This window comes from Desulfobaculum sp. SPO524 (assembly GCF_044987625.1).
Taxonomy (GTDB): Bacteria; Desulfobacterota; Desulfovibrionia; order Desulfovibrionales; family Desulfovibrionaceae; genus Desulfobaculum.
The window spans coordinates 240,707-266,175 of sequence record NZ_JBJDSB010000002.1; the positions used below are offsets into that span (position 1 = coordinate 240,707).

Below are 25,469 nucleotides of genomic sequence, written 5' to 3' on the forward strand. Positions count from 1 at the left end.
CGTTGGCGCGGGGGCTGTGGGTTTTGTTCGTGGCTCTGGTGGCGGGTGCGCGGCGGCTGGCGGGCGAGATGTCCTCTTCCTCGCCGGGCCGTAAGACCGTCGCCTCTGCGTCTTTTGCCTGCGGCTTGACTCTGTGATCCCTATGCCAAGGAGGCCCCGTGGAGCAATTCCTCGCCCAACTCGTCAACGGCCTGACCCTTGGCGTTATCTACGCCCTCATCGCCGTGGGCTACACCATGGTCTACGGCGTCATTGAGCTTATCAACTTCGCCCACGGTGAAATCTACATGCTGGGCGCGTTTTTCTGCGTCACTTTCATCACCGCGTTTGGCATGCCGTTTTATTTGGCGCTGGTGCTGGCTATGGGCTGCTGCGCGGTGCTGGGCATTCTGCTGGATATTGTGGCCTACCGCCCCCTGCGCAAGGCCCCGCGTCTGGCGGCGCTCATTACGGCCATCGGCATGTCCATTTTCTTGCAGAATCTGGCCATGGTCATCTGGGGCAGCCGCCCCAAGCCCTTCGCGCAGGAAGCCGTCCCCGCCTACCTCAAGGCCACTGCCCTCGACATGGGCGGCGTGCACCTGACGTGGCTGCAGGTGTTCATCTTTGCCGTGACGCTGACCATGATGGCCGTCCTGTACTTCATTATCGCCCGGACGCGCATCGGTACGGCCATGCGCGCCCTGGCGCAGAACAAGACCGCCGCCGCGCTGATGGGCATCAACGTGAACTTTGTCATCGGCTTCACCTTCGCCCTTGGGTCGGCCATGGGCGCGGTGGCCGGGGTACTGGTGTCGGTCTATTACAACACGCTGTACCCCACCATGGGCTATGTGGCGGGGGTGAAGGCCTTTGCCGCGGCGGTGCTTGGCGGCATAGGCTCCGTGCCCGGTGCGATGCTGGGCGGGGTTATCCTTGGCGTGGCCGAGGCGCTGGGCGCGGGCTACGTGTCGTCGCTGTACCGCGACGGCGTGGCGTATGCCGTGATGATTGCGGTTATCCTGTTCAGGCCGTCCGGCCTGCTGGGTAAATCCATTGTGGATAAGGCGTAGGGCGCCCGTCGCACGCGCAAGGAGCAACGCATATGAACGGACCTGGCAGAGGGGGAGGGCGGTTATGACCACAGCCAGAACGCGCATCCTGCGCCGCGTGATGGGGGTGGGGCTGGCTCTTGCGCTGGTGTACCCCGCGCTGCCGTGGGCCAGTGAGTATGTGATGCACGTCATGACGCTGGTGCTGGTGTACATGGTGTTGGCCATGGGGTTGAACATCGTGCCCGGTTTCTGCGGACTGCTGGACCTTGGGTTTGTGGGGTTCTACGGCATTGGCGCGTACACCTCGGGCCTGCTCACCATCCACTATGGCATGCCGTTTTGGTTTATTGTGCCCCTTGCCGCGCTCAATGGCGCGCTGTGGGGCATCCTTCTCGGCGCGCCGACCCTGCGGTTGACCGGGGACTATTTCGCCATTGTTACCTTTGGGTTCAGTGAGCTTGTGGTGCTGTTCCTTACCAATGAAATTTGGCTGACGCGCGGCCCCCTCGGTTTGCCGGGGATTGATCCGGTGTCCTTGGACCTGAGCTTTCTCAATGAGGACTGGTTCTGGGAGTTCTTTGGCGAGCGGCCGTATTTCTATTTGGCGGTGGCGATGGCGGCGCTGGTGTATGTCATTGTGCGGCGGGTGGAGGATTCGCGCCTTGGGCGGGCATGGTTTGCCCTGCGCGAGGACCCGCTGGCCGCGGCCAGCTGCGGCGTGAATATTTTGAACTACAAGGTCATCGCCTTTGCCATTTCCGCCGGGATTGGGGCCCTTGGCGGCTCGTTCTTTGCGCGGTGGACCATGTTCCTGTCGCCGGACATGTTTAAGTTTTGGGAGTCGTTCCTTGTGCTGTGCATGGTGGTGCTGGGCGGGCTTGGCAATGTGAGCGGGGCGCTGGTTGGCGCGGTTATCCTTGTGTGCCTTGGCGAGGTGCTGCGCGAGGTGCTCCCCGCCCTTGGCATGCCGCCGGAGGTGCGGTTCCTTGCCTATGGTCTCATCATGGTGCTGATTATGCGGTTTAAGCCCAGCGGCTTTTTCCCCAACATTGCCGACGGCGGACGGGGCAAGGCGCTGTGGGCCGAGGAGCGGGCCGCCGGCGCGCGGCAAAAGGAGGAGAGCGGTGGAACCACTGCTGCGGGTTGATGGCCTGTGTAAACGATTTGGAGGCCTGATGGCCCTTGCCGAGGTGAGCTTTGACGTGCGCCCCGGCGAAATACTGGGCCTTATCGGGCCGAACGGCGCGGGCAAGACGACGCTGTTCAACTGCATCGCCGGCGTCTATAAACCAACGCGCGGCGATGTGCTTTTTGACGCCGGAAGCGGCCCGGTGCGCATGAATGGCATGAAGCCCGAGAAGGTGACCGCCCTTGGCGTGGCCCGGACCTTTCAGAACATTCGCCTGTTCACGGACCTGACGGTGCTTGATAATGTGCGGGTGGGGTGCCATTGCCGCTCGCGCGGGGGCTTTTTGGGCGCGGTGCTGCGCACGGCCTCGCAGCGGGAGGAGGAGCGGCGCATTGTGGCCGAGGCCATGCGGTGGATTGACTTTGTGGGCCTTGGCGATGTGGCGCTGAGCGGCGCGGCGTCCTTGCCGTATGGCGATCAGCGGCGGCTGGAGATTGCCCGCGCGCTGGCGACGCGCCCGCGCCTTATCATGCTGGACGAGCCTGCGGCGGGCATGAACCCGCAGGAGACGCAAATGCTGGTGGACCTTGTCTACCGCATACTGGATGCCGGGGTAACCGTGGTGCTCATAGAGCATGACATGAAGCTGGTTATGCGCATTTGTCAGCGGCTGGTGGTCCTTGATCACGGCATTCTGCTGGCCGAAGGGCCGCCGGATGTGATACGCAGAGCACCGGAAGTGGTGGAAGCCTATCTTGGACGGGGAGCCGCGCATGCTTGAAGTGGATGGCATACACACCTATTACGGTAGCATTCACGCGCTGCGTGGTGTGAGCCTGCGCATAGCCGCCGGGGAGGTTGTGACCCTCATCGGCGCCAATGGTGCGGGCAAGACCACAACGCTTATGAGCATCAGCAGCGTCACCCCGGTCCGCGAGGGGCGCATCACTTTTAAGGGAGACGACATTACCCGGATGTCTTCGGAACGGATTGTGGCGCGCGGCGTAACGCAAGTTCCGGAGGGGCGGATGATTTTTCCTGCACTGACGGTGGAAGAGAATTTGCGTATGGGCGCATATCTGCGTAAAGACAGGGACGGCGTTCGCCGCGATGCGGACATGGTCTACGATTTGTTCCCCGTTTTGCGCGAGCGCCGCCGTCAGCATGGCGGAACTTTATCTGGTGGCGAGCAGCAAATGCTTGCCATAGGGCGTGCGCTTATGGCACAGCCACGTCTCCTGCTTTTGGACGAGCCTTCGTTGGGACTCGCGCCCATCGTTGTGGAAAATATCTTCGAGGTCATCAGACAGATTAACCGCGCCGGAACAACCGTGCTGCTGGTGGAGCAGAATGCGCAGATGGCGCTTTCCGTTGCCCACCGTGGCTACGTGCTTGCCACGGGGCAGGTGATAATGGAAGGGACCTCCGAGGAACTCCTGAACGATCCAAAGGTACGGGCTGCCTACCTTGGCGAGGACTGAAGCGTCGGTCCCGCCCTTTCGGTGCTTGCCCGTGCCCCAGACCCCACCTTTCAAGGACGCATGGAGTAACGTAATCATGGAAAAAGTTGTTTTGAGAGGACTGACCTTCGACGATGTCCTGCTTCTGCCCGCCTACTCCGAGGTGTTGCCGGATTCCGTCGACGTGAGCACCAAGCTGACGAATGACTTGCGGCTCAACATCCCTCTGGTCAGTGCGGCCATGGACACTGTGACCGAGTCCGAGATGGCTATCTCTCTCGCGCGCAATGGTGGTGCTGGTGTTATCCACAAGAACATCACCATCGAGCAGCAGGCGCTTGAGGTCGAAAAGGTCAAGAAGTCCGAGTCCGGAATGATTCTCGACCCCGTCACCATCCCTCCGGAAATTTCCGTCGGTCAGGCTCTGGGCGTGATGTCCGACTACCGCGTGTCCGGCCTGCCGGTGGTGAAGAATAACCAGCTTGTGGGCATCCTCACCAACCGCGACGTGCGCTTTGTGACCAAGCTGGACACCCCCGTCAGCGACGTGATGACCAAGGAACGTCTGGTCACCGTGCCCGTGGGCACCACCCTTGAGGAAGCCAAAGAGCACCTGCATGCCAACCGCATCGAAAAGCTCCTCGTCGTGGACGACCAGAATAAGCTGCGCGGCCTCATCACTATTAAGGACATTGAGAAGATCAAAAAGTATCCCATGTCCTGCAAGGATGAGCACGGCCGCCTGTGCGTTGGCGCCGCCATTGGCGTTGGCAAGGACAGGGACCAGCGCGCCGAAGCCCTGCTGAGGGCCGGCGTGGACTTCCTCGTTCTCGACTCCGCCCACGGCCATTCCGCCAACATTCTGCGCTCCGTTGAGGCGCTGCGTGCCCAGTTCCCCAAGGCCCGCGTAGTGGCCGGCAACGTGGCCACCTACGACGGCGCCAAGGCCCTGTTCACCGCAGGCGCAGACACCGTCAAGGTCGGCATCGGCCCCGGCTCCATCTGCACCACCCGCGTGGTTGCCGGTGTGGGCGTGCCGCAGATTTCCGCCATTATGGAAGGCGTGCGCGCCGCCAAGGAATTTGACCGCTGCATCATCGCTGACGGCGGCATCAAGTTCTCCGGCGATGTCGTCAAGGCGCTGGCCGCCGGCGCGGACTGCTGCATGATGGGCTCGCTGTTTGCCGGTACTGAGGAAAGCCCGGGCGAGACCATTCTCTATCAGGGCCGGACCTATAAGATTTATCGCGGCATGGGGTCCATCGACGCCATGCGCGAGGGAAGCTCCGACCGCTACTTCCAGGAGAAGCAGGCACAGGCCGAAAAGCAGGAAGCCGTTGTCTCCGGTGGTCGACTTTCCGACGATTCCAAGAAGCTGGTGCCCGAAGGCATTGTGGGCCGCGTGCCCTACAAGGGCCCGGTGACCGACAGCATCTATCAGTTGCTCGGCGGCCTGCGCTCCGGCATGGGCTACACCGGTTGCGGCACCATTCAGGAACTCAAGGATAAGGCACAGTTCACGCGCATTTCCCCCGCGGGTCTGCGCGAGTCGCATGTGCATGATGTCATCATTACCAAGGAAGCCCCGAACTACCGGGTGGATTCCTACTAACCCGTCCCTGAAGACAAGGCGGATTAATCAATGCAAAACGTGGATTCAGTCGTCATCCTCGACTACGGGTCCCAGTATACCCAGCTTATCGCGCGCCGTGTGCGCGAGGCTGGCGTGTACTCCGAGATCCTCACCTGCGAGGCGACCCCTGAAGAGATCAAGGCCCGTGACCCTCAGGCCATTATTCTGTCCGGTGGCCCTGCCAGCGTCACCGGCGAGGATTCCCCGGTTCTGAACAAGGAAATCCTCGACTGGAACCTGCCTGTCCTTGGCATCTGCTACGGCATGCAGCTTCTGGCCTATAATCTTGGTGGACGCGTCTCCGCCAGCGAGGACCGCGAATACGGCCGCGCTGACTTGGAGCTGTCCGGTTCCTGCCCCCTGTGGGACGGCCTGCCGGAAAAGGACAACCACGTTGTGTGGATGTCCCACGGCGACCATGTGGACGCTGTGCCCGAGGGCTTTGAAATCATGGCCCGCACGCCCAACGTTCCCGTTGCGGCCATGGCGGACGTTGATCGCAAGATCTACTGCCTGCAGTTCCACCCCGAGGTGGCCCACACCGACGACGGCACGCTCATCCTGACGAACTTCCTGTTCAAGGTCGCTGGCCTCAAGGCCTCCTGGACCATGAGCTCCTTCGTTGACTCCTGCGTGGCCGACATGCGCGCCACCATCGGCGAGGACGAACACGTGGTCTGCGGCCTGTCCGGCGGCATTGACTCCACCGTGGTTGCCCTGCTGCTGCACAAGGCCATCGGCAAGCGCCTGACCTGCATCTTTGTGGATAACGGTCTGCTGCGCATGAACGAGGGTGAGGAAGTCATCGGCTACCTGCGCGAGCACTTCGACCTGAACCTTGTGTGGGTGCAGGCTCAGGACGAGTTCCTGAACAAGCTGAAGGGCGTGGATGATCCCGAAGAAAAGCGCAAGATCATCGGCCACACCTTCATCGAGGTCTTCGACCGCGAAGCCAGCAAGATCCCCAACGTGAAGTACTTGGCCCAGGGGACGCTGTATCCTGACGTCATCGAATCCATCTCCTTCAAGGGTGGCCCCAGCGTGGTCATCAAGAGCCATCACAACGTGGGTGGCCTGCCCGAGAAGATGAAGATGGGCCTCGTTGAGCCGCTGCGTGAACTCTTCAAGGACGAAGTCCGCCGCGTGGCCGTGGAGCTTGGTCTGCCGGATTCCATCATCTGGCGCCATCCCTTCCCCGGTCCCGGTCTGGCTATCCGCGTCATTGGCGAGATCACCGAGGAGCGTCTGGAGATTCTGCGCAAGGCCGACAAGATCGTGCAGAACGAACTCCACGCCGCCGGTTGGTACAGGAAAGTGTGGCAGGGTTTCGCTGTCCTCTTGCCCTTGAAGACTGTCGGGGTTATGGGAGATGATCGCACGTACGAACATGTCATCGCCCTGCGTGTGGTGGATTCCATCGACGCCATGACCGCGGACTGGACCCGCCTGCCTTCCGAACTGCTGGCACGCATGTCCAACCGCATCATTAACGAAGTCAAAGGTGTCAACCGCGTGGTGTACGACGTTTCGTCGAAGCCTCCGGGAACCATCGAATGGGAATAAGACCGTAAATCACGGTTTGACAGGGCGGCGGCGCGGCCAGCGCCGCCGCCTTTAACTCTGCAACCAAGGTCGGACCATGTTTGGAATCGGCAGCACCGAACTTCTTCTGATATTGGGCATTGCGCTTCTGGTCATCGGCCCCAAGAAGCTCCCGCAGATGGCGCGCAGCCTTGGCAAAGCCATGGGCGAATTCAAGCGCGTCTCCAACGACGTCAAGCGCACCATCGACGCCGAAGTCGACCGCGTGGAAAAGCAGGAGCAGACCTCCCGCGCCAAGGCCGAACTCAAGCCCGAGGACGCCCCTCGCCCCAAGGCCGAACAGGCCGAAGACAGCGAGAAGCCCACCGCCGCAGCCACGGCGGAATCCGCCGACGCGGCGGCTGACTCCAAGAACGCCTAAGCGGGAACCCAGCACATGAGCGAGAACGATCGCAAGCCTGAAGATTTGGACCAGAATCTGCCCGTGGATGGTCAGGACGACGGCGACCCCTCCGCGGAACTCCCCGAAGACGACGACACCACAACCGAATCCACAGCCGACGCTGACGCCGCAAGCGAGGACGCTCAGGCCGCAGATGCTGCTGACGACGCCGCAGAAGAGGGTGCTGAGGACGACGAGCTTGTGGAGATGGGCCTGTTGGACCATCTGGAGGAGCTTCGCATTCGGCTGACGCGGTGCGTCATTGCCGTTATCGTGGGGCTTTTTGCGTGCTATGGCTTTGCCGAGCAGATTTTCGACTATCTGCTGATGCCGCTCAAGCCCATCCTGCCCGAAGGCTCCACCCTTATTTTCACGGGCTTGCCGGAAGGCTTCTTCACGTACATCAAGCTTTCGGCATTTGCCGGACTGTTTTTGACCAGTCCGTACCTCTTTTATCAGATTTGGGCCTTCATCGCGCCCGGATTGTACAAGGAGGAGCGGCGCTGGGGCATACCCGTCGCGCTCTTTTCCGCAATTTTCTTCACAGCCGGCGCATGCTTCGGCTACTTTGTGGTGTTCCCCATCGCCTTTGAATTCTTCATGGGCTTTGAGACGGAACTCATCAAGCCGCTGCCGAGCCTGAAGGAGTACCTGTCCTTCAGTTTGAAGCTGCTCGTGGCCTTTGGTGTGGCCTTTGAGCTGCCGCTGTTCATTTTCTTCCTCGCCCGCCTTGGCATGGTGTCATCCAAGTGGCTGCGCGAAAAGCGCAAGTACTTTGTGCTGGTGGCCTTCGTCACCTCCGCAGTGCTGACGCCGCCGGACATCGTGTCCCAGTGCTTCATGGCCGGACCGCTCATCATTCTGTATGAGCTGGGCATTGTTGTGGCGTGGATGTTTGGCAAGGCCGAGCCCAGAAAGCAGCAGGCCGCCGAATCCGAATCCTAGCGCCGCCGGGTGTGCCTCGTCGCGCCCAGATGGCCCAAGCGACCTTGACGCGCCCCCTCCCACCGGGAGGGGGCGCTTTTTGCGCGTGACTGCAAAGTGCTGGCCTGAGGGGCTGTTTTGTGCATCTCGCTTTGACCTCGCAGGGGAAAACGGGCATGCTACTGGGTGCAGGATAGGGTTTGGTAACTCCCTTGAACACCACATGAAACGGAGACGCTCATGGCACTGCGCACCGCGCAGATTACGCGCACCACTCGCGAGACGGACATCACCCTTTCGCTGACCCTCGACGGCAGCGGAACCACGGACATTGCCACCGGAATTGGCTTTGCAGACCATATGCTCACCCTTATGACCTTTTGGGCCGGGTGGGATTTGACCCTCAAATGCGAGGGCGACACACATATTGACGCGCACCATAGCCTTGAAGATGTCGGCCTGTGCCTTGGCGCGGCCATTGCCGACGCCATTGGCTCCAAGGAAGGCATCGCCCGCGTGGGCAACGCCCGTGTGCCCATGGACGAGGCCATCACGCAGGTGGACCTCGACATCTCAGGACGCGCCTATTTGGTCTACGACGACGCCGTTGTCCCGGACCTCGTCGCTGGCGAGGAAAAGGACGTCTGGCGCGAATTCTTCAAGTCCGTTGCATTCCGCGCGGGCCTGAATCTTCACATGCAGTTCCTGTATGGCCGCAATGCCCATCATCTTTTGGAATCTGCCTGCAAGGGCTTTGGTCTGGCGTTTCGTCAGGCGGCCTCGTGCGAGCGCAGTGGGGTGCTGAGCACAAAAGGGAGGCTAGACTAATGAAGACGCGGAAGTCACTCTATTTCTTGATGATTGCAGCTTTTGCCGTGCTTCTTTGCGCCGGTTGCCAGCGGGCTAATGTCCCGGTGGAAGGCCCGCAAGGGTATATTGGCGTGGTCTTCTTCAACCAGCCCGAAACATCCAGTGAACTGCTGGCGGGCTACATTCCCGAGAATGCCAAGCCCGTAAAGACCGAGGTGCTTGAAGGGTTGGATATGCAACTGCGAGAAGCCCTCGCGAAAAGTGGAACCACGGACTATGTGCCGCCTGGCGCGGCCTTGCGGTGCACGCACATCGTTATTTCCCGCCTGGCCAGCGTGCGCGCCACCGCGTCTTTGGACCAGTGGGTGGGCGTTGGTATGTGCCTTGGCGTGGATTACCTGCTGGTCCCTCAGCTCCTCTACTGGCAGGAGCGCGACGGCAGTGAAGTGGCCGTCCGTGAGCCCGCCGCTGTTGTTCTGGACCTTTTCCTTGTGGACGTGAACGCGGGCACCATTGCGGCGCGGTATCATTTCGACGAGGAGCAGCTCTCGCTCACTGAGAATATTTTGGAAGCGGACAAGTTCGTCAAACGTAAAGGCAAGTGGATCACGGCAACTGAATTGGCCCGCGAAGGCATCAGCCGTGGCGTGAAGGAGCTCGGATTGTGATCGTTTTTCCCGCAGTCGACATCAAGGACGGCAAGTGCGTCCGTTTGAAGCAAGGGTTGGCCGACAAGGTCACCGTCTTTAACGACAGCCCCGTGGACGCCGCCATGCATTGGCTGGAACACGGCGCGCGCTATCTGCATATCGTCGATCTCGACGGCGCTTTTGACGGCCACCCCGCCAACTACGAGCAAATCTCCACCATCTGCTCCAAGCTGGACATCCCCGTGCAGCTTGGCGGCGGCATTCGGGATATCAAGACCGCCGCGGCCTACCTTGAGGCCGGTGTGTCCCGGCTTATCATCGGCACCATGGCCCTTGAGGACCCGGACCTCTACGGCGAGCTGTGCGCCGCCTTCCCCGGCCGCATCGGCGTCTCCCTCGACGCCGTGGACGGCAAGCTCAAGACCAAGGGCTGGGTGGAGGATTCCGGCTACACCGTGTTTGACGTCATCCCCCGCCTTGAAGAGCAGGGGACCAGCTTTATCATTTACACCGACATCAGCCGCGACGGCATGCAGTCCGGCGTGAACGTGGACGCCCTCGCCAAGCTCTGCGAAGCGACGAGGCTCCCCGTTGTCGCCGCCGGCGGCGTCGCCACCATGGACGACATTCGCGCTCTTTACCCCCTCTGTAGGCAGGGCCTCGAAGGAGCCATCACAGGGAAGGCCGTGTACGAAGGCACCCTTGATCTCGCCGAGGCCCACGAATGGATCGACGCCCAGAGCGCGTAAAACCACTCAAGGAGTGAACTATGTCCAAGAGCATTGAAGTCAAAGGCATGAGCTGCCAGCATTGTGTTGCTTCCGTCACCGACGCACTGAACAAGGTGCCCGGTGTGAAGGACCTGAACGTCAGCCTCGAAGACGCCAAGGCGACCTTTGAGGAGGATAGCCCCGTCGACATGCAGAAGGTGAAGGACGCCATCTCCGCCATTGGCTTTGAGCCGGGCGCGACGGCAGACTAGCCCTCACCATCGCCTCAAAAGCGAACCGCCCCGGAAGGTCATACCTTCCGGGGCGGTTTTGCGTTCTGCGGTCAACGCGTTTTTGCGTGAGCCTACGGCGTCCAGTAGCCGCCATCGTGCAGGCGCTGCATCAGGTCGCGGGCAATGGCGTAGCGGTTGAACGGGGGCATGATGTATATGCCCGAGAAGTGCGGCCACGCGTACTCCATCAGTTCCCACGCAATTTCCGTCCCCACGGCCGCGCCGTTGTCGCCTGCCTCGCGCATGCGGCGGCGGGTGTCGTCCGGGATGCTGATGCCCGGAAACTCGTTGTGCAAAAACTCCGCATTGCGCGAGCTGACAAGCGGCATAATCCCAAGGAAAATGGGCACCGTGATATGCGCCGTGAGTTCGCGCACCTCGTCAATGGCTTCGCGCGTGTACACCGGCTGCGTCAGGAAGTACTCGGCCCCGCACTCAATCTTGCGCTCCATGCGCCGCACCTGAAGCGCCTTGTTGCGCGTATTCGGGTTATACGCCGCGCCCGTGCAGAAGTTCGCCTTTAGGCGCATGGAATCGCCGTGGTGGTTCACGCCCTCATTAAAGGTTTTCGTCAGGCTGATGAGGTCAAAGGAGCGCACGTCAAACACGCCCTTTACCACATCGTCTGCGCCGGCAGGCGGCGGGTCGCCCGTCACGGCCAGCACATTGGACAGCCCATCCACGGCCAGCCCCATCAGCGTGGCCTGCATGCCAATGAGGTTTCTGTCGCGGCCTGTCAGGTGCACAATTACCTCACACCCCGTGCGGCGGCGTATCATGCCCGCAAGGATGGTGTTCGACAGTCGAGGCACCGCCAGCGGATTTTCCGCGATGGTGATGGCGTCCGCGCCCGCGCTGGCTATGGCGTCCGCCGCCTCCAAGGCCTGCGACACGTCGAGATGCTTTGGTGGGTCAAGCTCCACCAGTACCATCTTTTTCCGCCCCAGCTTTTGGCTCAACAGCGTCGGCGGCAACGAACGCGGAGCGGCGTCCTGCGTCTGCGATTCGCCGACACGGGGCGTGGCCTTGGGCGTTGCCGTCGACGCAGGTTCCGCCGCATCCAACAGACGGCGCAGTGCGGCAATATGCTCCGGCGTCGTGCCGCAGCAGCCACCCAGCAGGCGCGCGCCAAGCTCGGCGCAGCGCATGACCGTCTCCGCAAAGTAGTCCGGAGCACTCCCGTACAGCAGCCTGTCCCCGGAGCGCTCCGGGTAGCCGGAGTTCGGGAAGACCGACAGCAGAGCGCCCGGATCGCCCACGCGGCGCAAGGTTTCCAGTACGCCAAGCGGCCCCGTGCCGCAGTTGATGCCAACCACGTCCGCACCGGCCTCAACAAGGGCGCGCAGGCATTCCTCAGGCGTTTTTCCGCTAAAGGAGCCACCCTGGCTCGTAAAGACCATCTGCGCGACTACAGGGAGGTTTGTAGCGCGTTTTACGGCCGTGACCGCAGGCAGCAGCATGTCCAGACGCGAGAAGGTCTCCAGGACCATTACGTCCGCGCCGCCCTCGGCCAGCGCCAAGGCCTGCGCCGTGTACATTTCGCCGATGCGCTCGGGTGAGGGCATGTCCTCAAGGCGGCCCAGCGGCCCCATGGAGCCGCCAACCCATGCACTGTCTCCGGCGCACGTACGCGCAATCTCCGCGCCGCGCCGGTTGATCAGGTGCAGCTTGTCCGCAAGGCCAAAGCGCTCCAGCTTCAGCTCATTGGCGCCAAACGTGTTCGTTTCAATAAGCTCCGCCCCAGCACGCAAGTACTCATCATGGATGGCAATGATCAGCTCCGGCTGGGTTACGTTCAATTCGTCGTAGCACGACTCCGCGCCTACACCCTTCTCGTGGATGCGCGACCCCATCGCGCCATCCGCCACAATGCGGCGGCGTGCAAGTTCTTGTAAAAAATCGCGTTGCATGGTTTTCCCTTTCCCCAAATGCGGGGCCACAAAGACTGACCGCGTGGCTATGTCTTGTCAAGATAGCACAGCGGCGCTGGTAGGTGGGGATGCCTCCGGCGGCTGGGAAAGAGAAGAGAAAAGAGGGCCTCCGGCGGCTCAAGGGAATGATTCCCTTGAGAATCCCCATACTTTTCGGGGCGGAAGCCGCCCCGAAAAGACGAGTTCGTGGGGTGGAGATGCGGCGTGCTTTGTATGCTGTCACTCGAGGCCTTCCTCGCCGGGGTATTGAGCCGGAAAAGGGCGCGCCACTGTTTCCTTCCTCAGTTCACCAGCCACGACCCGTATTTTCAGGAGCGGCTTCCGCTTCTGAAAATTCTAAGGATTGTTAAGGAAATTATTTCCTTAACCCGCCGGAGGCTCTCTTCTCTCTTCGCCATGCTGGCCGCAGGCCCCAAAAAAAGCGGCCACCCGTGTTGGGTGGCCGCTTTGGTGAGCATATCGATTCAGGGAGGGCGTCCTTTGCAAGCTGTTTAGGGCTTGAGGGTATGTTCGCCGCTGTCCTTGATATATTCGTTGAGGCAGGTCTCGTAGTAGTCGAAGGTTTTTTTGAGGCCTTCGTCGATGGAGACCTTGGGTACCCAGCCGAGGTCATTGGTAATCTTTGAGCAGTCGCCGTAGAAGTCGCCGATGTCGATCTTCTTCTTTTCTTCTGGCCAGGGGACGAGCTTGAAGCTGCCTTTGCCAGCGGTGGCGATCATTTTCTCGCAGATTTCCTTGAGGCTGATAGGCTCATCGCCGGCGAGGTTGTAGACCTGTCCTGCGGCGCGGTTGTCTTTTCCTGCGGTGAGGATGGCGTCGACGACGTCGTCCACGTAGTTCATATCGCGGCGCTGTGCGCCGTCGCCGTAGAGCTGGATTTGCTTATCTTCGGCAACGAGTCGGATGAACCAGCCGAGGAAGCCCTGCCGGTTGTGCTTGAGCAGCTGACGCGGCCCGTAGGTGTTGGTCAGCCGCAGCACGGCGGCGGGGATGCCGTACACTTTGTTGTAGAGCAGGTGGTACCATTCGCCGGCAATGCAGTTGATGCCGTTGACGTCCACGGGGTCGAGGGGGTGGTTTTCGTCAACGGGCATGTAGTGCGGTTTGCCGTAGATTTGGCGGGTGCTGGTGAGCACCAGTCTGGCATCGCGGTTGTAGTAGCGGCAGGCTTCCAGCACGCCCAACTGGGCCTTGGCGTTGATCTCAAGGTCCGTGTAGGGATCGTGCATAGAGTCGATATGGCTGACCTGTCCGGCGAGGTTGAAGATAAACTCCTGCCCGCGGATGAGGTACTGCATGGCGACCCGGTCGCGCACGTCCGAGATATTGAGCCGGATATCGTCCTTAACCGGAGCGATATTGTGCAGGTTGCCGCCGTATTCGTCGATCATGGAGTCCACAACGGTGACGTCGGCCCCGGCTTCAACCAGTCGGATGACGAGGTTGGAGCCGATGAAGCCGCAGCCGCCGGTGACCATGACCTTTTTGCCTTTGTAGAACTGCATGGAATCATTCCGCCTAGTGCTTGGTCTGTGGAAGAACGAGGTTCAAAACGACGCCGATGACACCTGAGAGTCCGATGCCTGTCAAGGTGACTTTGGCGACGCCGAAGCTCATTCCGCCGATGCCGAACACGAGAATAACGGCCACAATGGCCATGTTGCGGGGTTCCATGAGGTCGTCGCCTGCTTTGACGAGGGCGTTCATGCCAACAACGGAGATAGCGCCGAAGAGCAGAATCATGATGCCGCCCATGACCGGGGTGGGGATGGTGTGCAGCACTGCGCCCAGCTTGCCCACAAAGGCGAGAACGATGGCCGTCAGTGCGGCCCATGTCATCACGCCGGGGTTGAAGGACTTGGTGAGTGCAACGGCGCCGGTGACCTCGGAGTAGGTGGTGTTCGGCGGACCGCCGAGACAGGAGGCCAGCGCGGTTGCCAGACCATCGCCCAGCATGGTGCGGTGAACGCCGGGGCTTTTGATGTAGTCCTTTCCGGTGACTGAGCTGATGGCCAGCACGTCGCCAAAGTGTTCAATGGCCGGGGCGATGGCCACGGGCACGATGAACAGGATGGCTTCGATGTTGAACTCAGGTGTGACGAAGCTCGGCACGGCCAGCCACGGGGCGTCGGCAACGGCGGAGAAATCCACAATGCCGAAGAACAGGCTGACGATGTAGCCGGAGACGATGCCGCACAGGATGGGGATGAGCTTAAAGAAGCCTCGTCCCAGCAGGGAGACCAGAATCGTCACGGCGAGGGAAATCATGGACACGGTCAGCGCGGTGTCGCGGGGGATAAGCTCCAAGGAGCCGTCGCCGGACTTGCCGACGGCCATGAAGATGGCTGTCTTGGCGAGCAGTAGGCCGATGACCATGATAACCGGGCCGGTGACGATGGGGGGCAGCACGCGGTGCAAAATGCCCGCGCCGCGGAACTTGATGAGGGCGGACAGCAGGACGTAAAAGACGCCGGCTGCGGCAAGGCCGCTCATTGTCGCGGGGATGCCCCATGTTTCCACGCCGTAGATGATGGGCGCGATGAAGGCGAAGGAGGATGCCAGAAAAATGGGCACACTGCGTTTGGTGACAAACTGGAACAGCAGCGTTCCGGCACCGGCCGTGAACATGGCCACGTTGGGGTCAAGCCCTGTGAGCAGGGGAACCAGCACCAAGGCGCCAAACGCCACAAAGAGCATCTGCGCGCCGATGAGGCTGTCTTTCAGGCGGAATGCATAATCCGTCGCGGCCATATCCTTCTCCTTCTTGCTATGCTGTATGGTTATATGATGTCGTTGGGGACAGGTGCGGCACTACTTGGTGCCGAAGATCTTGTCTCCCGCGTCACCAAGACCGGGCAGGATGTAGCCGTTTTCGTCGAGGCGCTCGTCCACGCTGGCGGTGTAGACTTCCACGTCGGGGTGCTTTTCGTGCAGGCGCTCCAGGCCTTCGGGCGCGGCCACGAGGAAGATGCCGCGGATGTTCTTGCAGCCAGCCTTCTTCAGGATGTCGATGGTGGCGATGAGGGTGCCGCCGGTGGCCAGCATGGGGTCCAGAATAAGGGCCATGCGGTCTTCGATCTTGTTGGCGAGCTTGGTGTAGTATTCGACGGGTTCGAGGGTTTCCTCGTTACGGAACAGGCCGACAACGCTGACCTTGGCGCCGGGCACCATGTCCAGCACGCCGTCCAGCATGCCGATACCGGCGCGCAGGATGGGCACAACGGTCAGGGTCTTGCCCTTGATGGAGTCCGCCTGAGTGGGACCGGCCCAGCCTTCGATGGTGGCCAGCTCGGTTTCGAGATCCTGCGTGGCCTCGTAGGTGAGCAGACGTGCAACTTCGTTGGAAAGGGCGCGAAAATCCTTTGTGCTCAGGCCGACCTGTCTCAGCAGGCCGAGCTTATGCCGGACCAGCGGGTGGTCCACAACATGAACTGCCATGGTATCTCCTAGGCTTGATTTGTGGGGTTGTTTTATGACGTGGAAAATGCGTGGCGCAAAATCTTGTCGTCCTTACCCGCAAAGGTTTGCAAGGTCAAGCCAAAATGCGCGCCAGCATTGGCCTCTCGCGGAAAAAGCAAAGCGTCGCGGTGAAGTGGAAGAATCCGCCACTTGGTGTGCGGCAGCGTGGCGGCGGCGTGTAAGGCGTCTGCCGGTGGGATGTGGTGTGGAGCGGAAACATGGAGCCTCCCCCTGCTGATGCAGTGAACCAATCGCTCTTGCGGCGGCTGACATCTGTGATGTGGTCCCTTGGATACCACGTTTACGTGCCGTGGGCGAGTGGTGCTGCGCTCGCGCTGTGCGGCCCGTCAGCAGCCGAAAAAATGATATTTCGGGGATTGCTCCACATGCGGTGTGGCGGGTGGTGCATGCGGGAAAGTCCCCGGTGCGTCTGCCCCCGCTGGTGCCCGTGGCGGAAAATATTGAAAAACCTGCAACGTTGTGAGGATTTTACATGGACACGATTCTTGTCTACATGACTGCTTCGGACGCGGAAGAAGCCCGCCGTATCGGCGCGGTGCTCGTGGAGCGCCGCCTTGCCGCCTGCGTGAACATCCTTGGGACCATTCAGTCCATGTTCTGGTGGGACGGCGCGGTGCAAGACGAGGGTGAAACCGCGTTCATCGCCAAAACCCGGCGCTCCCGTTTCGAGGAGCTGGCCCGCGCCGTGCGCGAGGTGCACTCCTATGACACGCCGTGCATCATTGCCATGCCCGTGGCGGCGGGTGATCCGCAATTCCTCGGCTGGATTGCGGAATCCACAACCCCGGACTCAACACCATCCTAGAGGAGAATACATGCAGACCTTCGTCTTCGGCTCTCTGGCCTTTGACCGCATCATGACCTACCCCGGCAAATTCTCGGACCACATCCTGCCCGACAAGCTGCACATCCTGAACGTGTGCTTCGTTGGCAACGGCCTTAAGGAGCGCTTTGGCGGCACCGCGGGCAACATTGCCTACAGCATGTCGCTGCTGGGCGAGAAGCCGGTCATCGTCTCGTCTGCGGGGCGTGACGACTTTGGTCGATATGAAGAGCGGCTGAAGGCCCTTGATCTGACGACCGAAGGCATCCGCATCGTGGACGAGGCCCTGACGGCCAACTGCCACATCACCTCCGACCTTGCCGACAACCAGATTACCTGCTTCAACCCCGGCGCCATGGGCTTCCCCTGCGAGTATGATTTCTCCAGCGCGGACCCGGAAAAGGACATCGCCATCATCGCCCCCGGCAACCACGAGGACACCATCGGCCTTGCGAAGAAGTTCCGCGAGATGGGCATGCGCTACATCTTTGATCCGGGCCAGAACATCACCGCCATCCCCGGCGAGAAGCTGCTGGAAGCCATCACCGGCTCGTGGATTTTGGTGTCCAATGACTACGAGCTGGAAATGATTCTGCGTGCCACGGACCTGTCTCTGGACCAGCTGATGAACCGCACGGAGAATATCATCACAACGCTTGGCGAAAAGGGCTGCACTGTGCATGAGACGTCCGATGTGACGGAAATCCGTGCCGCGTCCGTCGGCGAAGTGGTGGACCCCACCGGCGCTGGCGACGCCTTCCGCGCGGGACTGCTCAAGGGCATCACCATGGGCAAGGACCTGCCGGAAGCCGCCCGTATAGGCGCATGCTGCGCCACGTGGTGCATTGAGTGCATGGGAACGCAGGAACATTCCTTTACAGAAGAGGAGTTCTGGGAGCACTATAGGAAGAATTTCGGACAGACGGACTAAGCGGACCAACGGCCCCCGCCCAGTGCGGGGGCCGGCGCCGCCCAGCGGCCAGAAGTGCCAAGGCCTCCGCGTGGCCGTCAGTCCCCGCCGAACACTCCGGCATCCCGCTGTGGGCTGCCGGTTGAAAACGGGAGGCCACATGATCGAACTGACTCTGGAAGCCGTTGAACGCTACCTGCGCGACACCTTTGGTTCTGGTGTGAAGCTGACTGGCGTAGGGGAAATCGGTTCGCTGGACGAGCAGGGCATGAAGGACTTTGGCTACGGCAAGCCCCTGCTTGTCAGTTGGGAGGAAAACGGCGAAACGCGGCAGGCCGTGCTGTCCATGATGCGCGGCGACCGCTACGGCCATCAGGGCTACTGGGACAGGGCGCGCGTTTTGCTCTTTCAGCATGCCGCCGGGCCAAAGATGGAGCGCCACGTCCGCCCGCTGGGCCTTGGCTATGTGGATACCTCGGGGCACATGGTGCCCGTGACGGACCCACAGGAATTCTTCATCATCAACGAAAAGATTCAGGGGCGGGACTATTTCCTCGACCTCTACCGCATCCGCGAGGGCGACTTCCGCCCGCAGGATGAACATCTCGCCCGCGAGTTCGCCCTTTGGCTGGCCCGCATCCATTCCCGCAAAAACGATGACCCCGACCTCTACATCCGCCGCATCCGCAACCTTGTGGGCGACTGCGAGTGCATTTTTGGCATCGCGGACGGCTATCCGCATCCGTATTCGGAGTTCCCGCCGGAGCGCTTTGTGGCGCTGGAAAAGCGGCTGATTGACTGGCGCTGGAAGCTGCGCGGCTATACGGACCGGCTGGCCGAGGTGCATGGCGACTTCCACCCGTGGAATGTGCTGGTGCAGGACGGCGAGCCGCCGAGTTTTGGCGTACTGGACCGCAGCCGCGGCGAGTGGGGCGACCCCGCCGACGATGTGGCGACCATGACGCTGAACTATCTGCTCTTTGGTCTGTACGACACGCCGCGCCTGTCCGGTGCGTTTGAAAAGCTGTACCGAACGCTGTGGGACACCTATCTGGAGGAAACCGGCGACAGGCAGATGCTGGAGGTCATTGCGCCGTTTTATGTGTTCCGCGCTCTCGTCGTGGCGTCCCCGGAGTGGTATCCTGACCATCCCATTGCGGTGAGGCGTGGTCTGTTCCGGCTCATTGAAAATGTGCTGGAGGACGACACCTTTGATTGGCGCAATATCAATAAGTATATGGAGTAGCCATGAGCGGAGCTGGCGCATGCGGGCAGACGTGCTGGGCGATATGGGTTGTGGGCCTGCCGGGGTCGGGAAAGTCCAACCTTGCCCGCGGTATTGTGGATGACCTGCGCAAGGAGGGCTACGCCGTGCAGTGGCTGCAAATGGATGCCCGCCGCAAGGTGTATTTCCCGCGTCCACAGTATACGGCGCAGGAGCGCGAAGCCGCCTACCGCATGTTTGCCGAGGAGGCCGCGCAGATGGTGGAAAACGGCGTCAACGTCGTCATGGACGGCTCCGCCTATCAGGTGGCCATGCGCGACTACGCCCGCCAGCTTATTCCCAACTTTGCCGAGGTGCATGTGCAGTGCACCCTGGACAATGCCATGCAGCGCGAAGCGGGACGTCCCGCCGGGCTGGTGATGGCAGGGCTGTACGAAAAGGCCCTGCGCCGCAAGGAAACAGGCGAAGAGGTCGAAGGCCTTGGCGAGGTCATTGGCGTGGATGTGCCCTTTGAGGAAAACCCTCGCGCAGAGTTCATCATCGCCAACGACGACATCCCAAAGGAGGAAACCCGCCGCCGGACCATGGCTTTTGTCCGGGAGTGGCTGCGTTCCTTGTAGGCGGCTGTATTGACGCGATAAATGGAGACTGGCCGTCGGAAGCCTTGGCGCTTTCGGCGGCTGGTTTGCGCTTGGCGTTTGGCGCTGCGCGCGGGCAAAACGGCCGGGCGCATGTCCCACTGGAAGGGGAGGAGATGCCGCTGCGGATTTGCCAACGGCGGCAGTTTTTCATAAGCACGAACCCTCGGCGCGGCTGTCGCGCCCAAGACGACTTCCACCGGCGAGCCATCGCCGCCTCAAGGATATATGATATGAGCAGCAAGACCTTTCATGTGATGACCTTTGGATGCCAGATGAATGTCCACGATTCCGAGTGGTTATCGCGCGCCCTGACCGCGCGGGGATGGACCGAGGCTCCCGAGGGCGAGGCGCAGGTTATCGTGGTGAATACGTGCAGTGTGCGCGAGAAGCCGGAGCAGAAGGTCTACAGCCTGCTTGGCCGCCTGAAGGCGATTATGGAGGCGCACCCGGACCGCTTTGTGGCCGTGGGCGGCTGTGTGGCGCAGCAGATTGGGCGCAATTTCCTTGCGCGCTACCCGTATGTGCGCCTTGTGTTCGGCACGGATCAGACCGGACGCGTGCCCGAGGAGCTTGACCGCTTGGCCGAACACGGCGAGGGCCGCACCGCGCTGCTGGACTTTGAGGACGGCTACCCGGCGCAGGACGCCGTGCTGCCCGAGGACGGCCCGGTGTCGCACCTGCCGGGGCAGGCGTTTGTGAACATTATGAAGGGGTGCGATAATTTCTGCGCGTACTGCATTGTTCCCTACGTGCGCGGACGCCAGAAGTCGCGTCAGGCGGCGGATGTGGTGGCGGAGTGCCGCGCCCTTGTCCAGCGCGGCGTGCGCGAAATTACTTTGCTGGGGCAGAACGTGAACAGCTTCGGGCTGGACAAGCACGGCGACGGCACCAGCTTTGCCCAGCTTTTGGAGCAGGTGGCGGGCATTGAGGGGTTGACGCGCCTGCGGTTTACCACCTCGCACCCCAAGGATATTGCCCCGGAGGTTATTGAGGCCTTTGGCCGGTTGGACGCACTTTGTCCCTCGCTGCATTTGCCGATGCAGGCAGGTTCAGATACTGTATTGAAAGCTATGGGTCGTGGCTACGATATGCAGCGCTACATGGGCCTTGTTGAGGGACTGCGTGCGGCGTGTCCCGATATTGCGCTCACCACGGACCTTATCGTCGGTTTCCCCGGCGAGACGGACGAGGACTTCCGCCAGACGCTGGACGCCGTGGAGCGGGTGGGCTTCGAGTCGAGCTTTTCGTTCATGTACTCGGACCGCCCCGGAACCCGCGCCGAGAAGATGCCCTTCAAAATCGACCGAGCCGTGAAGGGGGAGCGTCTTATCCAGTTGCAGTCTTTGCAGGAGGAGTTGACCGCCAAGGCGCTGGCCGCCAGCGTGGGGCGCGAGGCCGAGGTGCTGGTTGAATCGCGCAGCAAGGTGCAGGGCGCAGGAGAGGACATCTCCTGGCGTGGCCGCGACCGCCACGGGCGCGTCGTCAACTTCCTTTGGCCGGAGGAAGCGGGCGATTTGGCCGGAAAGTTGGTTCGCGTGCGGATCGAAACGGCCAAGAAACATTCCCTGTGGGGAAAAGCGGTGGGGGAACCATGGTAGAGATGAAGGTAGTCGGTTTGGCGCTGGATGAAACAGCGCAGGTGCCCGTCCTCGTGCTCAAGGATTTGGAGGAGACCAAAACGCTCCCCATCTGGATAGGAGCCATGGAAGCCATGGCCATATCCCTTGCCCTGAACGAGGTGCATCTGCCGCGTCCGATGACCCACGACCTCCTCCTCAACATGACCAACGGTATGGGCGGACTCATCCAGCGTGTGGATGTGACCCGTCTCGACAGCGGAACCTACTATGCGGAAATTGTGGTGGATATGAAAGGCGAGGAGCGGCGTATAGACAGCCGCCCTTCGGACGCGGTGGCTCTTGCCCTGCGCGCTGGGTGTCCCATTTTTGTGGCGCAGGCCATCCTTGACGAAGTCAGCACCGAGGTGCGCACCGGAGAAGGCCCCATCTTCTCCACGGAAGACTCCGACAAGTGGAGCGAGATTCTGGAGCGATTTTCCGAGGATGACACCAAGTACAAGATGTGACACCGTCACCACGTCTCCGCGTTATGTGACGCAATAGCCTGAGCCTGTCTTCTCGGGCCGCATGCCTGCGGGTGCGCGCTGGGCACAGTGTATCTCGCCCCGCCACCGCAAACGGATGGCATCGGCCAACGACCAAAGGAACCTGACCCGATGATAGATCTGCATACGCATACCGTCTTTAGTGACGGCGCGCTCATCCCTGCGGAGCTTGCGCGCCGTGCCCGCGTGGCCGGATATAAGGCCCTTGCCATGACCGACCACGCCGATGCCTCCAATCTGGAATTCATCATCACCAACGTCCGCCGCGTTACCGAGAGCTATTCCCCCTATGCCGGGATTGATCTGTTCTGCGGGGTGGAGGTCACGCATGTTCCGCCGGGACTCATCCCGGACACCGTGGCCCGCGCCCGCGAGCTTGGCGCGGACATCGTGGTGGCCCACGGCGAAACCATTGCCGAGCCAGTGGAGCAGGGCACCAACCTTGCCGCCATTGAAGCCGGTGTGGACGTGCTGGCGCATCCGGGCCTTATTACGCCCGAAGAGGTTCGCCTTGCGGTTGAGAAGGGCGTGGCGCTGGAGATTACCACCCGCAAGGGGCACAGCCTGACCAATGGTCATGTTGCGGCCCTTGCCCGCGAGTACGGCGCAACCCTTGTCATCAACAACGACGCCCACGAACCGGGCGACCTTGTGGGCGAGGAAATGCGGCGGAGCATCGCCCTTGGCGCGGGCCTGAGCGTGGAGGAATACCGCGCGGCAGAGGCTGCGTCCCGGCGCATTATCTCCTCGCTTATCGGAGGCGGGCGGTGAGCCGGAAGAAACGGGCCTCGCGGCTCAATCAGGATGACATTTTAACGGCGGCGCAGCTTCTGCGGGAAGCTCGCGCCGCTGTTGCGTTTACCGGCGCGGGCATCTCCGTGCCCAGCGGTATTCCGGATTTTCGCAGCCCCGGCGGCCTGTGGTCGCGCTACGACCCGCAAAAGGTCGCTAGCCTTCAGGCGCTGCGCACCGCGCCGGAGGACGTGTGGGCCTTCATGCACGAGGCGCACGGCATGTTTAGCGCGGCGTCGCCCAATCCCGCGCACACCGCCCTTGCGGACATGGAGCGCGCGGGCCTTCTCACCGGCATCATCACCCAGAATATCGACAGTCTGCACCAGCGCGCCGGTTCGCGCGAGGTTGTGGAGTTTCACGGCAGCGCGGACCGCTTTCATTGCATGCGCTGCGCGCGCCCGTACGAGGCCGTGAATCTTGCCGCGCTGGGCGGCGTTGGCGTGCCGACGTGTCCGTCCTGCGGCGGCGTGGTGCGCCCGGATGTGGTGTTCTTTGGCGAGGGGATTCCAAGCCAGCCCCGGCGGCGGGCCGAGGCGCTTATTGCCGCGGCGGACTGTATCCTGGTCATTGGCACCTCCGGCGATGTGATGCCCGCGAATACGTTCCCCTACCGCGTCAAGAACGCGGGCGGGGCGGTTATTGAGGTGAACCTTGGCCCCACGGCCTACGGGGCGCTCCCCGATGTGCGCTTTGACGCCCCGGCGCAAGAGGTTCTGCCGCTTCTTTATGATTGCGCCGTTTCCTGATATGCCCCACCAGTAGGGTTTAAACTACAGTGATTTTACGCTAGTGTGTCCGGGCCGGAAGCCCGCCCGGATTATGGATGCCGTGGCGCGTCTCGCGCGTCCGGATCGACTTTTCACGATACGAGGATACCCCGATATGGAGATGTTACCGCAGACCGGTGTCATTGCTCTGCTTTCCCACGCGACGCTGACGGTGAAGTTCGTGCTCGGACTGCTCGTTTGCATGTCTCTGGTGAGCTGGAGCATCATATTGTTCAAGGTGTTTGTGTTGGCGCAGGCACGCAGCCGCGCCCGGCAGGATTATACGAAGTTTGTCGGCGCAAGTGACCTTGGCGAGGGCATGCGCGCCCTTGGCCGCGACCAGACCTCGCCCGTCTACCGTTCCGGCGTCAGCGCCATGAACGAACTGCGGCGGCTGGAAAGCTCCGGCCTGCTCACCTGCAAGAATCTCGACGTGGTCATCGACAACCTGCGCCGCGCCCTGAGGCAGGGCGTCAGCTCCCAGCTTGGCGGATTGTCGCGGTCCCTGTCCTTTTTGGCCACATGCGGCAACTCCGCGCCCTTTATCGGGCTGTTTGGTACCGTGTGGGGCATCATGCATTCCTTCCATTCCATCGGCCAGATGAAGACGGCGGCCCTCGCCGCTGTGGCTCCGGGCATCTCCGAGGCGCTCATCGCCACGGCCGTTGGGCTGGCCGTCGCCATTCCGGCGACCATCGCCTACAACTTCTTCCTTGGCATGTTGCAATCCATCGAAACGGAACTGGTGAACTTCGCCGGTGCGTTCCTGAACACCGTTCAGCGCGAGCTGTCCGGCGATACGGTGGATGCGCCCCAGCAGCGCAGGAGGAGTGAGGACAATGGCGGACTTTAATCCCCACAAAAGGGGATTCATTGCGGAAATCAACGTGACGCCCTTTGTGGACGTCATGCTGGTTCTGCTTATTATCTTTATGGTCACCGCGCCGCTGATGACGCAGGGGCTGGAGGTGGACCTGCCGCAGACCAAAACCGTGCGGACCCTGCCGAAAGACAAGGACCACATGGTGCTGACCATCCGTGCGGATGGGACCATCTATCTGGACGAGTACAAGGTGCCGCAGGGCGAACTGGGCGGGCACCTTCAGCGGCTGGTCAAGGCCGAGAACAAGTTCCTCTACATCCGCGCCGACAAGGCCGTGGCCTACGGCGTGGTGGTCGGCGTGATGGGCGAGGTGAAATCCGCAGGGATTGACCGCCTCGGCGTCGTGGCGGAGCCCGAAGACACCCGGCCTGCGCGGCCGGGCGAGAAGTAGTCTAGGCCGCGCACTATGCGACTGCTCAGTTGGATTCTTTCCATAGCCCTTCACGGGGGCATCTTGCTTATGGCGGTATATCTGGCCACGCCTTCGCCCATGAAGGTGAATCTGGATGTGCCCGTCTATCAGGTGGACCTCGTGAAGCTGGCGCCCAAAAAGGGTGTGGCCGTGCCAAAACCCAAGGCCGCCGCCAAGCCCGCTCCGCCCCCAAAGGCCAAACCTGCGCCGAAGCCCCAGCCCAAACCCAAGCCGCAGGCCAACGAAATTGCCGCCAAGGTGGAGAAGCCGAAGCCAAAGCCCGAGGCTAAAAAAGCCCCGGAAAAGCCAAAGCCGAAACCGGCCCCCAAGCCGAAACCAAAACCAAAGCCAGAACCGAAGCCTAAGGAAAAAGCTCCGGAAAAGCCCCAGAAGTCCCGGCAGGACTTGCTGAACGAAGCCCTTGCACAGGCCAAAAAGGACGTGCAATGGAAGGAGCACCTCCAGCGAAAAACCGTGGAGCGCGAACTGGCGGCCCTGCGTGAGCAGGTTGCCAAACAGGACGCCACCCAGGCCGACGGCGCCGGCGGCGAAAGCGAAGAGGGCGTCTCCGCCGGTTTGGAGGAAATCTACGCCGCGCAGGTGAAGGCCATCATTCGCGAGAATTGGCGCTTTCCGTCCATTCCTGTGGATGCGGCCCTTGTGGCGACGGTGTATCTGCGTGTAGGTCCCGAGGGGAGCATTACGGAGTCGCGCCTGTTGGCGACGTCCGGACGCCCCGATTTTGATTCCTCGGTCATGAAGGCCGTGCAGGAAACGCGGCAACTGCCGCCCCCGCCCGGCACCGTCCGGCAGATTCGCATCAACTTCAATCTTCAGGACATGCAGTGAT

At 61.5% G+C, this 25,469-nt stretch carries 28 protein-coding genes; 24 read left to right on the forward strand and 4 right to left on the reverse strand.

Annotated elements, in window-relative coordinates; genetic code table 11:
* The first annotated feature begins 158 nt into the window (after window positions 1-158).
* The 12 genes from ACI3L3_RS06635 (at window position 159) to ACI3L3_RS06690 (ending at window position 10,606) form a co-directional block, all read left to right on the forward strand.
* Window positions 159-1,052: a branched-chain amino acid ABC transporter permease gene (locus ACI3L3_RS06635; RefSeq protein WP_404844326.1), complete on the forward strand. Its 894-nt coding sequence runs from the start codon at window positions 159-161 to the stop codon at window positions 1,050-1,052.
* A gap of 64 nt (window positions 1,053-1,116) precedes the next feature.
* Entirely contained in the window at window positions 1,117-2,181 is a 1,065-nt protein-coding gene (locus ACI3L3_RS06640; RefSeq protein ID WP_404844327.1) for a branched-chain amino acid ABC transporter permease, read from the forward strand.
* The gene (locus ACI3L3_RS06645; protein WP_404844328.1) at window positions 2,159-2,944 is read left to right on the forward strand and encodes an ABC transporter ATP-binding protein; all 786 of its coding nucleotides are present in this window, start codon (window positions 2,159-2,161) and stop codon (window positions 2,942-2,944) included. The genes ACI3L3_RS06640 and ACI3L3_RS06645 overlap by 23 nt, the downstream gene beginning before the upstream one ends.
* Window positions 2,937-3,644, forward strand: coding sequence for an ABC transporter ATP-binding protein (locus ACI3L3_RS06650; protein WP_404844329.1), 708 nt, complete (start codon window positions 2,937-2,939; stop codon window positions 3,642-3,644). The genes ACI3L3_RS06645 and ACI3L3_RS06650 overlap by 8 nt, the downstream gene beginning before the upstream one ends.
* Window positions 3,645-3,720: 76 nt before the next feature.
* Window positions 3,721-5,235 (forward strand): IMP dehydrogenase, encoded by a 1,515-nt coding sequence (gene guaB, locus ACI3L3_RS06655; RefSeq protein ID WP_404844330.1) that lies wholly within the window; start codon window positions 3,721-3,723, stop codon window positions 5,233-5,235.
* Window positions 5,236-5,265: 30 nt separating this feature from the next.
* Window positions 5,266-6,819: a glutamine-hydrolyzing GMP synthase gene (guaA, locus tag ACI3L3_RS06660; protein WP_404844331.1), complete on the forward strand. Its 1,554-nt coding sequence runs from the start codon at window positions 5,266-5,268 to the stop codon at window positions 6,817-6,819.
* A gap of 76 nt (window positions 6,820-6,895) precedes the next feature.
* The gene (gene tatB / locus ACI3L3_RS06665; RefSeq protein WP_404844332.1) at window positions 6,896-7,219 is read left to right on the forward strand and encodes a Sec-independent protein translocase protein TatB; all 324 of its coding nucleotides are present in this window, start codon (window positions 6,896-6,898) and stop codon (window positions 7,217-7,219) included.
* Window positions 7,220-7,234: 15 nt separating this feature from the next.
* Window positions 7,235-8,185, forward strand: coding sequence for a twin-arginine translocase subunit TatC (tatC, locus tag ACI3L3_RS06670; RefSeq protein WP_404844333.1), 951 nt, complete (start codon window positions 7,235-7,237; stop codon window positions 8,183-8,185).
* Between the two features lie 219 nt (window positions 8,186-8,404).
* Window positions 8,405-8,992 (forward strand): imidazoleglycerol-phosphate dehydratase HisB, encoded by a 588-nt coding sequence (gene hisB / locus ACI3L3_RS06675; RefSeq protein ID WP_404844334.1) that lies wholly within the window; start codon window positions 8,405-8,407, stop codon window positions 8,990-8,992.
* On the forward strand, window positions 8,992-9,642 hold the full coding sequence (locus ACI3L3_RS06680; protein ID WP_404844335.1) for a hypothetical protein: 651 nt from the start codon (window positions 8,992-8,994) through the stop codon (window positions 9,640-9,642). The genes hisB and ACI3L3_RS06680 overlap by 1 nt, the downstream gene beginning before the upstream one ends.
* The gene (hisA, locus tag ACI3L3_RS06685; RefSeq protein WP_404844336.1) at window positions 9,639-10,373 is read left to right on the forward strand and encodes a 1-(5-phosphoribosyl)-5-[(5-phosphoribosylamino)methylideneamino]imidazole-4-carboxamide isomerase; all 735 of its coding nucleotides are present in this window, start codon (window positions 9,639-9,641) and stop codon (window positions 10,371-10,373) included. Before ACI3L3_RS06680 ends, hisA begins: the two co-directional genes overlap by 4 nt.
* A 20-nt stretch (window positions 10,374-10,393) precedes the next feature.
* On the forward strand, window positions 10,394-10,606 hold the full coding sequence (locus tag ACI3L3_RS06690) for a heavy-metal-associated domain-containing protein (protein WP_404844337.1): 213 nt from the start codon (window positions 10,394-10,396) through the stop codon (window positions 10,604-10,606).
* Window positions 10,607-10,698: 92 nt separating this feature from the next.
* Here the strand turns inward: ACI3L3_RS06690 and ACI3L3_RS06695 are convergent, their stop codons facing one another.
* From ACI3L3_RS06695 to upp, 4 genes are all read right to left on the reverse strand, one after another.
* A complete protein-coding gene (locus ACI3L3_RS06695) occupies window positions 10,699-12,537 on the reverse strand; it encodes a bifunctional homocysteine S-methyltransferase/methylenetetrahydrofolate reductase (protein ID WP_404844338.1) in 1,839 nt (612 codons plus the stop codon).
* Window positions 12,538-13,049: 512 nt separating this feature from the next.
* The gene (locus ACI3L3_RS06700; RefSeq protein WP_404844339.1) at window positions 13,050-14,063 is read right to left on the reverse strand and encodes a GDP-mannose 4,6-dehydratase; all 1,014 of its coding nucleotides are present in this window, start codon (window positions 14,061-14,063) and stop codon (window positions 13,050-13,052) included.
* Between the two features lie 13 nt (window positions 14,064-14,076).
* Complete coding sequence (locus ACI3L3_RS06705; RefSeq protein WP_404844340.1) at window positions 14,077-15,309, reverse strand: uracil-xanthine permease family protein; 1,233 nt, start codon at window positions 15,307-15,309, stop codon at window positions 14,077-14,079.
* A gap of 60 nt (window positions 15,310-15,369) precedes the next feature.
* Window positions 15,370-15,996, reverse strand: a complete 627-nt coding sequence (gene upp / locus ACI3L3_RS06710; protein WP_404844341.1) for a uracil phosphoribosyltransferase — start codon at window positions 15,994-15,996, stop codon at window positions 15,370-15,372.
* Between the two features lie 50 nt (window positions 15,997-16,046).
* Here upp and ACI3L3_RS06715 point away from each other — a divergent pair, with 50 nt between their 5' ends.
* The 12 genes from ACI3L3_RS06715 (at window position 16,047) to ACI3L3_RS06770 (ending at window position 25,468) form a co-directional block, all read left to right on the forward strand.
* On the forward strand, window positions 16,047-16,199 hold the full coding sequence (locus ACI3L3_RS06715) for a hypothetical protein (RefSeq protein WP_404844342.1): 153 nt from the start codon (window positions 16,047-16,049) through the stop codon (window positions 16,197-16,199).
* 311 nt (window positions 16,200-16,510) lie between these two features.
* Entirely contained in the window at window positions 16,511-16,843 is a 333-nt protein-coding gene (gene cutA, locus ACI3L3_RS06720) for a divalent-cation tolerance protein CutA (RefSeq protein WP_404844343.1), read from the forward strand.
* A gap of 10 nt (window positions 16,844-16,853) precedes the next feature.
* Complete coding sequence (locus ACI3L3_RS06725) at window positions 16,854-17,792, forward strand: carbohydrate kinase family protein (protein ID WP_404844344.1); 939 nt, start codon at window positions 16,854-16,856, stop codon at window positions 17,790-17,792.
* Window positions 17,793-17,931: 139 nt separating this feature from the next.
* On the forward strand, window positions 17,932-19,017 hold the full coding sequence (locus tag ACI3L3_RS06730) for a phosphotransferase family protein (protein ID WP_404844345.1): 1,086 nt from the start codon (window positions 17,932-17,934) through the stop codon (window positions 19,015-19,017).
* A gap of 2 nt (window positions 19,018-19,019) precedes the next feature.
* Window positions 19,020-19,616 carry an adenylyl-sulfate kinase gene (locus tag ACI3L3_RS06735; protein ID WP_404844346.1) on the forward strand — a complete coding sequence of 199 codons (597 nt, stop codon included), beginning with the start codon at window positions 19,020-19,022 and terminating at the stop codon, window positions 19,614-19,616.
* A 251-nt stretch (window positions 19,617-19,867) separates the two neighbouring features.
* A complete protein-coding gene (gene miaB / locus ACI3L3_RS06740) occupies window positions 19,868-21,235 on the forward strand; it encodes a tRNA (N6-isopentenyl adenosine(37)-C2)-methylthiotransferase MiaB (protein ID WP_404844347.1) in 1,368 nt (455 codons plus the stop codon).
* Complete coding sequence (locus ACI3L3_RS06745) at window positions 21,229-21,723, forward strand: bifunctional nuclease family protein (RefSeq protein ID WP_404844348.1); 495 nt, start codon at window positions 21,229-21,231, stop codon at window positions 21,721-21,723. Before miaB ends, ACI3L3_RS06745 begins: the two co-directional genes overlap by 7 nt.
* A 150-nt stretch (window positions 21,724-21,873) precedes the next feature.
* Complete coding sequence (locus ACI3L3_RS06750) at window positions 21,874-22,533, forward strand: histidinol phosphate phosphatase domain-containing protein (protein ID WP_404844349.1); 660 nt, start codon at window positions 21,874-21,876, stop codon at window positions 22,531-22,533.
* Window positions 22,530-23,303 carry an SIR2 family NAD-dependent protein deacylase gene (locus ACI3L3_RS06755; protein ID WP_404844350.1) on the forward strand — a complete coding sequence of 258 codons (774 nt, stop codon included), beginning with the start codon at window positions 22,530-22,532 and terminating at the stop codon, window positions 23,301-23,303. The genes ACI3L3_RS06750 and ACI3L3_RS06755 overlap by 4 nt, the downstream gene beginning before the upstream one ends.
* A 136-nt stretch (window positions 23,304-23,439) precedes the next feature.
* The gene (locus ACI3L3_RS06760) at window positions 23,440-24,177 is read left to right on the forward strand and encodes a MotA/TolQ/ExbB proton channel family protein (protein ID WP_404844351.1); all 738 of its coding nucleotides are present in this window, start codon (window positions 23,440-23,442) and stop codon (window positions 24,175-24,177) included.
* Window positions 24,164-24,598, forward strand: a complete 435-nt coding sequence (gene tolR / locus ACI3L3_RS06765; RefSeq protein ID WP_404844352.1) for a protein TolR — start codon at window positions 24,164-24,166, stop codon at window positions 24,596-24,598. The genes ACI3L3_RS06760 and tolR overlap by 14 nt, the downstream gene beginning before the upstream one ends.
* A 15-nt stretch (window positions 24,599-24,613) precedes the next feature.
* Window positions 24,614-25,468 carry an energy transducer TonB gene (locus ACI3L3_RS06770; RefSeq protein ID WP_404844353.1) on the forward strand — a complete coding sequence of 285 codons (855 nt, stop codon included), beginning with the start codon at window positions 24,614-24,616 and terminating at the stop codon, window positions 25,466-25,468.
* Window position 25,469 lies beyond the last annotated feature (1 nt).